Annotated in this window: 8 protein-coding genes; 4 read left to right on the top strand and 4 right to left on the bottom strand. The window is 62.5% G+C overall.

Annotation, left to right across the window (positions count from 1 at the left end; translation table 11 throughout):
• The first annotated feature begins 162 nt into the window (after window positions 1-162).
• From PMI16_RS21880 to PMI16_RS21870, 3 genes are all read left to right on the top strand, one after another.
• Window positions 163-1,215, top strand: coding sequence for an aromatic ring-hydroxylating dioxygenase subunit alpha (locus tag PMI16_RS21880; protein WP_007883682.1), 1,053 nt, complete (start codon window positions 163-165; stop codon window positions 1,213-1,215).
• Between the two features lie 101 nt (window positions 1,216-1,316).
• A complete protein-coding gene (locus PMI16_RS21875) occupies window positions 1,317-2,273 on the top strand; it encodes a PDR/VanB family oxidoreductase (protein WP_007883680.1) in 957 nt (318 codons plus the stop codon).
• A 43-nt stretch (window positions 2,274-2,316) separates the two neighbouring features.
• Window positions 2,317-3,516, top strand: coding sequence for an ABC transporter substrate-binding protein (locus PMI16_RS21870; RefSeq protein WP_007883678.1), 1,200 nt, complete (start codon window positions 2,317-2,319; stop codon window positions 3,514-3,516).
• Window positions 3,517-3,765: 249 nt separating this feature from the next.
• Here the strand turns inward: PMI16_RS21870 and pcaCD are convergent, their stop codons facing one another.
• The 4 genes from pcaCD to pcaH form a co-directional block, all read right to left on the bottom strand.
• Complete coding sequence (gene pcaCD, locus PMI16_RS21865) at window positions 3,766-5,028, bottom strand: bifunctional 4-carboxymuconolactone decarboxylase/3-oxoadipate enol-lactonase PcaCD (RefSeq protein ID WP_007883676.1); 1,263 nt, start codon at window positions 5,026-5,028, stop codon at window positions 3,766-3,768.
• Between the two features lie 43 nt (window positions 5,029-5,071).
• Entirely contained in the window at window positions 5,072-6,436 is a 1,365-nt protein-coding gene (locus PMI16_RS21860) for a lyase family protein (RefSeq protein ID WP_007883675.1), read from the bottom strand.
• Window positions 6,437-6,526: 90 nt separating this feature from the next.
• Window positions 6,527-7,045 (bottom strand): hypothetical protein, encoded by a 519-nt coding sequence (locus tag PMI16_RS21855; protein ID WP_007883673.1) that lies wholly within the window; start codon window positions 7,043-7,045, stop codon window positions 6,527-6,529.
• 16 nt (window positions 7,046-7,061) lie between these two features.
• On the bottom strand, window positions 7,062-7,754 hold the full coding sequence (gene pcaH / locus PMI16_RS21850) for a protocatechuate 3,4-dioxygenase subunit beta (protein WP_007883671.1): 693 nt from the start codon (window positions 7,752-7,754) through the stop codon (window positions 7,062-7,064).
• A gap of 199 nt (window positions 7,755-7,953) precedes the next feature.
• Between pcaH and PMI16_RS21845 the strand changes: the two genes are divergently transcribed.
• On the top strand, window positions 7,954-8,748 hold the full coding sequence (locus tag PMI16_RS21845; protein WP_007883668.1) for an IclR family transcriptional regulator domain-containing protein: 795 nt from the start codon (window positions 7,954-7,956) through the stop codon (window positions 8,746-8,748).
• Window positions 8,749-8,913 lie beyond the last annotated feature (165 nt).

Below are 8,913 nucleotides of genomic sequence, written 5' to 3'. Positions count from 1 at the left end.
GCATGGCTTGCAGGTGGGACCCACCACCTGCTACGCCACGCGCCTTGCCAGCACGCCTTCTGGCGGGAACGCACCTCGCAAATTGATTGTTAACAGGCCCTACGTTCACACGCTCATGAATTCGCATCACCGAACAATGGACATTCCTGAGGAGGAGAAGACATGTTTCCAAAAAACACCTGGTACGTCGCCTGTACCCCTGACGAAATCGCCGACAAGCCGCTGGGCCGCCAGATCTGCGGCGAGAAGATCGTGTTCTATCGCGGCGCGGAAGGCAAGGTCGCGGCCGTCGAAGATTTTTGCCCGCATCGCGGCGCGCCGCTGTCGCTCGGTTTCGTGCGCGACGGTCAGCTGGTGTGCGGCTATCACGGCCTCGAGATGGGTTGCGACGGCAAGGTCATCAGCATGCCGGGCCAGCGCGTGCGCGGCTTTCCCTGCATACGCAGCTTTCCGGTGGTGGAGCGCTACGGCTTCATCTGGGTCTGGCCAGGCGAGAAGGAACTGGCCGATCCGGCGCAGATCCATCATCTTGAATGGGCCGACAATCCCGAGTGGGCCTATGGCGGCGGTCTGTACCACATCAATTGCGAATACCGCCTGATGATCGACAACCTGATGGACCTGACGCACGAAACCTATGTGCACGCATCCAGCATCGGCCAGAAGGAAATCGACGAAGCGCCGGTCAACACCAGGACCGAAGGCGACGAAGTCATCACCAGCCGCTTCATGGAAAACATCATGGCGCCGCCGTTCTGGCGCATGGCGCTGCGCAGCAACGGCCTGGCCGACGACGTGCCGGTCGACCGCTGGCAGGTCTGCCACTTCACGCCGCCGAGCCACGTGATGATCGAAGTCGGCGTGGCGCATGCCGGCAAGGGCGGCTACGATGCCGATCCGCAATACAAGGCGTCGAGCATCGTGGTCGACTTCATCACGCCGGAAACCGAAACCTCGCACTGGTATTTCTGGGGCATGGCGCGCAACTTCAAATCGCAGGATGCGGAGCTGACCGCCGCCATCCGCGAAGGCCAGGGCAAGATCTTCGGCGAAGACCGCGACATGCTGGAAATGCAGCAGCAGAACATCCTCAAGCATCCGGAGCGCAAGCTGCTGATGCTCAACATCGACGCCGGCGGCGTGCAATCGCGCCGTTTGCTGGACAAGTGGATGGCGCAGGAACAGCCGTCTCCGGTCACCGCGAACGCTGCGTGATCCGAAGTTTCCATTGAATTACGGAAGCGACCCGGGGCGGTCGCTTCCGTCGTTGCACGCAACGGCAGCAACGAACATCGCAAGTTTCAGCAGGGAGCGCCATGAGCCAGTTACAAGTCAAAGTCATCAGCAAGACCGAGGAAGCCGAAGACATCGCCAGTTTCGAACTGGCCGGCGTCGACGGCAAAGCCTTGCCGCCCTTCAGCGCCGGCTCGCACATCGACGTGCATATCCGCGACGGCCTGATTCGCCAGTATTCGCTGTGCAATCCGCCGCATGAAAGCCATCGCTACCAGATCGGCGTGCTGCGCGACGCCAACTCGCGCGGCGGTTCGGTCGCCATGCACGGCGACATCCGCGTCGGCGACGTGCTGACCATCAGCGAGCCGCGCAATCATTTTCCGCTCACGCAAGCCAAACGCAGCTTGCTGCTGGCCGGCGGCATCGGCGTCACGCCCATCCTCTGCATGGCCGAACGCCTGGCCGCCACCGGCGCCGACTTCGTCATGCATTACTGCGCGCGTTCGCCGGAGCGCACCGCCTTCCGCGACCGCATCGCCGCGTCCGCGTTTGCCGACCGCGTGGTATATCACTACGACAGCGGCGCCGACGAACAGAAGCTCAAACTGGCGCAGATGATCGCCACGCCGGACGCCGACACCCACATCTACGTCTGCGGCCCGGGCGGCTTCATCGATCACGTCGTCAATACGGCGAAAGAAAAAGGCTGGCCGTCGGCGCAGGTGCATCTGGAATACTTCGGCGCGGCGCCGATAGAGACTGATGGCGACGCTCCTTTCGACGTCAAGATCGCCAGCAGCGGCAAGGTCTTCACGATTCCGGCCGGCGAGACCGTGATCAAGATCCTCGCCGACAACGGCGTCGACATTCCGGTATCGTGCGAGCAAGGCGTGTGCGGCACCTGCCTCACGCGCGTGCTCGAAGGCGTTCCCGATCATCGAGATCTCTATCTGACCGATGAGGAGCGTGCCGCCAACGATCAGTTCACCCCTTGCTGTTCCCGCGCCAAAAGCGCCTTGCTGGTCCTCGATGTCTGACCTGTCCTGACTTGTTCGATAACTAAAAAGAGAGAGACAAAAAATGCCTGATTCCATCAATACCCAACGTCGCCGGATCCTGCTGGAAGGCGGCGCCGCGCTGGCGGCCGGCATGTTGCCGCTGTCGGCGTTTGCCGCCAATTCTGCCGCCGATCCGGTCAAGGTCGGTCTCATCGTGCCGATGTCCGGACCGTTCGCCTCGACCGGTCGCCAGATCGAAGCCGCCGTCAAGTTGTATCAGCAAAAGTACGGCGACACCGTGGCCGGCCGCAAGGTCGAAATTCTCTTGAAAGACGACGGCGGCCTGTCGCCCGACGTCACCAAGCGCTTGGCGCAGGAACTGGTGTCGCGCGACAAGGTGCAGGTGCTGGCCGGCTTCGGCCTGACGCCGCTGGCGCTGGCGGCAGCACCGATTGCCACGCAGGCCAAGGTGCCGATGATGGTGATGGCGGCAGCGACTTCGATCATTCCGCAACGTTCGCCGTACATCGTGCGCACCGGCTTTACGCTGCCGCAGGTGACGGCGCCGCTGGCAAGCTGGGCGGCGAAGAACAAGATCAAGAGCGTCGTCACCTTCGTCAGCGACTACGGTCCCGGCATCGACGCCGAAAAAGTGTTCGTCAAGACCTTCACCGACGCCGGCGGCAAGGTCGTCGAAAGCCTGCGCGCGCCGCTGCGCAATCCCGACTACGCACCCTTCCTGCAACGCGTGAAAGACGCCAAGCCGGAAGCGCTGTTCGTCTTCGTGCCGTCGGGCGAAGGCGCGGCGGTGCTGAAACAGTTCACCGAGCGTGGCCTGGCCGCCGCCGGCATCCGCCTGATCTGCACCGGCGACGTACTCGACGACGACCTGATGGCCAGCATCGGCGCCGCCTCCAACGGCGTGGTCAGCAGCCACCACTATTCGGCGGCGCATCCGTCGCCGTTGAACAAGGAATACGTCGACGGCATTGCCAAGGCCAACAAAGGCATGCGCGCCAACTTCCACTCGGTCGGCGGTTACGACGGCATGCATCTGCTGTACGAAGCACTCAAGAAAACCAACGGCGACACCGACGGCGAGAAGCTGCTTGCCGCCATGAAGGGCATGAGCTGGGAAAGCGTGCGCGGTCCGGTTTCTATCGATGCCGCTACGCGCGACATGGTGCAGAACGTCTACATCCGCAAGGCGGAACAACGCGGCGCCGAGTACTACAACGTCGAATTCGACAAGGTCGAGAAGTTCAAGGATCCGGGCGTTTGATTGCCTGAGATGTTGTCATGAAAAAAGCCCGGTTCGTTTGATGCGAACCGGGCTTTTTCATTTTCTGTACGGAGACGATGGGTGCGGCTGATGAATGACACTATGACACTATGACACTGGGTCCCAGCTTTCGCCGGGATGACGGTATCTATCGATGATCACTTCAGTTAAACAAATAATCCGTCGTTCCAGCGAAAGCTGGAACCCAGTGACGTAAAGCATCTGGCAATCACGAGACAAACAAAAAGCCTACAACTCCTGAATGAAGCCGGTCACCAGCTCCGCAAACGCTTGCGGCTGCTCAATCGCGCTGATGTGCGATGCATCCTTGATCATCGCCAGCTTCGCGCCGGCGATGCCCTTGACCAGTGTTTCCGACATCGACAACGGCGTGCCCTGATCGAGCTCGCCGGCGATCACCAGCGTCGGCGCATTGATCTCGCCCAGACGCGCTGTCGTGTCGACGGTGCCGACCGCATTGCAGCAGCCGACATAACCGGCGGCGTCGGTGCTGGTCAGGCGTTCGCGGAAGCGCGTCACCGTGGCTGCATTCTCCGCGCGGAAGCGATCGTGGAAATAGCGCCCCATCACCGTATCGGCAATCGCTTCTATGCCTTGCTCGCGCACGGTGGCGATGCGTTGCTGCCAGGCTTGCCGTGCTACCTCCGGATAAGACGATGTGGTATTGGCCAGCACCAGCGCGCGCACCAGCGAAGGATGGCGCAAGGCCAGTTCCTGGCCGACCATGCCGCCCATGGACAGGCCGACCCAGATCACCGGACCGGTATCGAGGTCGCGCAGCATCCGCGCGGCGTCGTCGGCCAGATCGGCCATGTTGTAGAGGCCGTCGGCCTTCTCGGAACTGCCGTGACCGCGATGGTCGTAGGCGATGACCTTGCAATCGGCGGACAACTGGTTGGCCAGCGCATCCCACATCATCAGGTCGCAGCCGATGGCATGGCTGAGCACGATGGTGTGGCGCGGCGCCTTGCCGTTGCGCGGCGTGCGCACGCTGTAATGCAGCGACGGCGTGCCGCTGCTGCGGCCTTCCTTGCCGATGCCGGCGTGGAAGGTGTCGGCCGGCTTCATCGGTGTCACCGCATAGCCGATTTGTTCGCCGACTTCGCGCAGGATCTGCTGCGCGTGCGTGAAGGCGGTGTTGCCGGCCGGGACGCCGGCATAGATGGCCGACTGGATCAGCACCTCTTTCATTTCGTCGGGCGTCAGGCGCGTGGCGGGATCGCCCAGCAAACCGGCGCGCACGTGCAGTTCGAATTCTTCCCAGCGGCCCAGCGCGATGGTGATCGCCAGCACGATGATGCGGCGGGTCTTGTGGTCGAGACCCGGGCGGCCCCAGATTTCGTTCCAGGCGAAGCGCGTGATCAGGTTCTGGAATTCGGCGTTGAAGTTGGTGGCGTTGGCCACCGAACGGTCTACCCAGGCGTCGCCGAGGACGCTGCGGCGGTTGCGCATGCCGCGTTCGAAATCGTGGTCGAGGGGATCGTAGCTCATGGTGGTCTCGTTATGAAAATGTTGTCTCGTGATGGAAGTGGAATCAATGATTGTCTTGCTGCAAGGATTTCAGTTGGCGTTCCGCCAGTGCGCGGGCCGCGCCGGTGGCGAGCACCGGGTCGAACAGATGGTGCAGTTTGCCGATGTCGATCTGCTTGCCGAGCTGCGGATCGTCCTTGATCGCGGCGCTCAGCACGTCGGCCAGATGGCCTTGCGTTTCCACCGTGCGCTGCGTCAGCTTTTCCAGCAAGGCATGCGCGTTCGGACGACCGATGGCGCCCGCCAGATAGATGGACGCCGCTTCGGCAAACACCAGGCCTTGCAGCGCATCAATGTTGCGGCGCATGCGCGGCGTGTCGACGATGAGTCCGGCGAAGGCTTCATTGAGCGCCTTGATGGCGCCGTGCGCGCCGAGGAACAAGGCCGGCCATTCCGCCAGCTCGGCCTGCCAGTTGCCGAGGCCGCGTTCGTGCTGTTGCGCCATGGCGGCGAGCAAGGCGGCGGCATGTTGCGGCGCGCGGTTGGCGGCGGCGAGTGCAATCATCGACGACACGGGATTGCGTTTGTGCGGCATCGCCGACGAACCGCCGCGGCCGTTGCCTGAGGGTTCCGCCAGCTCGGCGATTTCGCCCTGCGCCATCAGGCTGAGGTCGGTCGCCAGCTTGCCGAGGCTACCGGTCAATACGGCCACTTCCATGCCCAGGCGCATCCACTCGTCGCGCTGGGTATGCCAGGCGGCGTCGGCGACTTTGAGTTGCAAGGCGTCGGCCATGCGTTGCGCCACGGCGGGACCTTTCTCGGCGAGCACCGCGAGCGTGCCCACCGCGCCGCCCAGTTGCAGTTGCAGGGCGCGTGCCGACTGCACACGCAGCTGTTCGCGCGCGCGCGCCAGCGGCGCCGCCCAGCCGACCAGCTTGAAGCCGAAACTGGTGACCTGCGCCGGCTGCATCAGCGTGCGCGCCAGCACCGGCGTGGAGAGATGTTGTCCGGCCAGTTTCAGCAATTGCGCGGTCAGCTCGCCGAGGCCGTCGTCGAGCAGCTTCAGGGCTTCGCGCGTGGCCAGCACCATGGCGGTGTCGAGCACGTCCTGGCTGGTGCTGCCCCAGTGCACGTGGGTGGCCGACTCCGGGTTGTAGAGCGCGACGGTCTTGGTCAATTCCTTGACCAGCGGAATCGCCAGCGCACCGGCACGGCGGCCGGCCTGGATGATGGCGGGGATGTCGTAAAGCTGGGCGTTGCAGACGCTGGCGATGGTGCGCGCCGCGGCGTCGGGAATCACGCCCTCGGCGGCCTCGGCATTGGCCAGCGCAGCTTCGAAATCGAACATCGCCTGCACGATGGCGGCGTCGTCGAAGACCTTGATCATCTCCGGCGTGGTCAAAAAACTGTCGAATATGGAAACGCTCACATGGACTCCGTGTTAAATCGGTAAAACGCACACGGGACTCGGTGGATGCCGGTCCACGAGTCCCTCATGCTTTCAGGATAGGTCAGTTTCTCAAATGTAATCGAAGAATACCGTTTCCTCTGCGCCCTGCATGTTGATGTTCCACAGATAGGAACCGTCCGCCTGCTTCTTCGCAATCAAGGTGTCGCGGCGTTGCTGCGGCACCTGGCCGAGGATCTCCGACTGCGCCAGGCCGGCGTCGTCTTCCAGGAAGACGGCAGTGAACTGATGCTTGGTCAGGCCGCGTGCAAACACGGTGACATAGGCGACCGGCTTGCCGCTCGTGGCGCCTTGCGGCATGGTGATCTGCAGGCTGAAGCCGCCATCGTCGCCGCTCGGCACGCGGCGATAGCCGGGGATCGCCTGCGCGGTTTCCACCGGCGCGCTGTCGGGCATCCAGGTTTCCACCCACGCGTCATTGATGGCGACGCCGTCGCCGTCGAAGATCGCGCCCTTGACGACGATCTTCGGTGCGCTGCTTTCCACATTGGCGGTCATGTCCACCGCCCAGCGCCAGGCTTCATGCGGGAAAGGGCCGATGGTTTGCGAGGTTGTGATTTTGCTTGTCATGATATTTCCCGATTCCTTAAAGACCCATGGGCGTGGCGTTGCGTCCACGCAGCACGATATCGAATTCATAGCCGAGCATCTTGTCGTCGACGGTCTCTTCCAGGCTGAAGCGCGAGATCAGGCGTTGGCGCGCCGCCGCATCCGGGATGCTCTGGAAAATCGGGTCGTACTCGAACAGCGGATCGTTGGGGAAATACATCTGCGTCACCAGGCGCTGCGCATACACGTTGCCGAACATCGAGAAGTGGATGTGCGCCGGACGCCAGGCCTTGTGATGGTTGCCCCACGGATAAGGACCCGGCTTGATCGTGACGAAACGATAGCGGCCGTCGTCGTCGGTCAGCATCTTGCCGAAACCGGTGAAGTTGGGATCCAGCGGCGCATCGTGCTGGTCGCGCTTGTGCCAGTAGCGGCCGGCGGAATTGCATTGCCACACTTCCAGCAGCGAATTGCGCACCGGCTTGCCGTCTTCATCGAGCACGCGGCCGGTGACGACGATCTTTTCGCCGAGCGGTTCTCCCTTGCCTTGCGCGGTCATGTCCATGTCGTGCGGCAGGATCAGCTTGGGCGAGGCGAACAGGTTGGTGCTTGTCGCGGCGACGGCGTTGATGCGCAACGGCGCCTGCGTCGGGCCGCGCTTGACGGTGGATTTGTAGGGAGGGTAAATCAGCTCCGGATAAACGCCGGAGTCGACTGCGTCGAAGTTCATGGGGTCTCCTTGAAATAGGCGGTAAAACACGGCTGGCGCGCCGGTGTTGCTGTGCGAATAACGTGCCGTGTTGTTTTGTTCTGACCGGATGTTAGGCAAGGAAAGGGTTCGCCACAAGGCAGCTGATGGTGGTGGTATTCGATATTCGCCCTATTTGTGCGAGAATCGCACAAATCAACGATTTTATGTGGATATCGCCATGAATCAGCCTCAGGACGACGCCGACGGCGAGATTGCCGCGCCGCACAAACGCGACCTCATCGCCGGCCTGGAAAAAGGCCTGCAAGTGATCGAAGCCTTCGACCAGGAGCGCTCGCGCCTGACCATCGCCGAAGTCGCGCAGCGCACCGGCCTCACGCGTGCGGCGGCCCGGCGTTATCTGATCACGCTGGCGCATCTGGGTTACGTGCGGCATGAGCAGAAACTGTTTTCCCTGACGCCGATGATTTTGCGGCTCGGGCAATCCTATCTGCACTCGGCGCGGTTGCCGCGTATCGTGCAGCCGCTGCTTTATCGTCTGGCGTATTCATTGGAGGAAGCTGCTTCGGCCGGCGTGCTCGATCATGATCAACTGGTCTGCGTCGCCGCCGTCAGCGCCGGACGGCTGGTGTCGACTACCTTGCAGCCGGGCACGCGCGTGCCGGCGTTTTGCACGGCCAACGGTCGGGTGTTGCTGGCGCATTTGCCGCAGGCGCAGATGGAGCATTTCCTCGAACGCCTGCAGCCGGAGCAGATTACGGCGCACACCATCGTCAACAAGGAACGCCTGGCGCTGGAGATTGCACGCACGCGCGAGCAGGGGTATGCGCTGGTGGATCAGGAGCTGGAGCTTGGATTGCGGACCATGGCGGTGCCGATCCGCAATTTTCGCGGCGAGGTGGTGGCGGCGATGAATATCAGCGTGCATGCGGCGCGCATGAAGCTGGAGGAGATGGTGGAGAGGTGTTTGCCGGCGATGTTGAAGATTCAGGTGGAGTTGGGGGCGTTGCTTTAGTTGTGTGTGCTGCGTTGGGTTTGGCTTGGATGTTTTGTACCGACTTTGTTTTGTGGGTTGCTTCGGCTTTTCTTTCTTCGATCAACCTTGGTTTGCCGGGGGCGGCCCGGCAGCCGCTTACTTTTCTTGCTCCGCCAAGAAAAGTAAGCAAAAGAAGGCGGCCGC

This window comes from Herbaspirillum sp. CF444 (genome assembly GCF_000282135.1).
In the GTDB taxonomy this organism is placed as follows: Bacteria; Pseudomonadota; Gammaproteobacteria; order Burkholderiales; family Burkholderiaceae_D; genus Herbaspirillum.
Note: the sequence above shows the minus strand (reverse complement) of the source record. Positions and strands in the feature narration are given on the sequence as shown.

Coding starts and splice junctions, on each gene's coding strand:
- PMI16_RS21875 (WP_007883680.1), top strand. CDS start 1,317: ATGAGCCAGTTACAAGTCAAAGTCATCAGCAAGACCGAGGAAGCCGAA.
- PMI16_RS21845 (WP_007883668.1), top strand. CDS start 7,954: ATGAATCAGCCTCAGGACGACGCCGACGGCGAGATTGCCGCGCCGCAC.
- PMI16_RS21870 (WP_007883678.1), top strand. CDS start 2,317: ATGCCTGATTCCATCAATACCCAACGTCGCCGGATCCTGCTGGAAGGC.
- pcaH (WP_007883671.1), bottom strand. CDS start 7,754: ATGAACTTCGACGCAGTCGACTCCGGCGTTTATCCGGAGCTGATTTAC.
- PMI16_RS21880 (WP_007883682.1), top strand. CDS start 163: ATGTTTCCAAAAAACACCTGGTACGTCGCCTGTACCCCTGACGAAATC.
- PMI16_RS21855 (WP_007883673.1), bottom strand. CDS start 7,045: ATGACAAGCAAAATCACAACCTCGCAAACCATCGGCCCTTTCCCGCAT.
- pcaCD (WP_007883676.1), bottom strand. CDS start 5,028: ATGAGCTACGATCCCCTCGACCACGATTTCGAACGCGGCATGCGCAAC.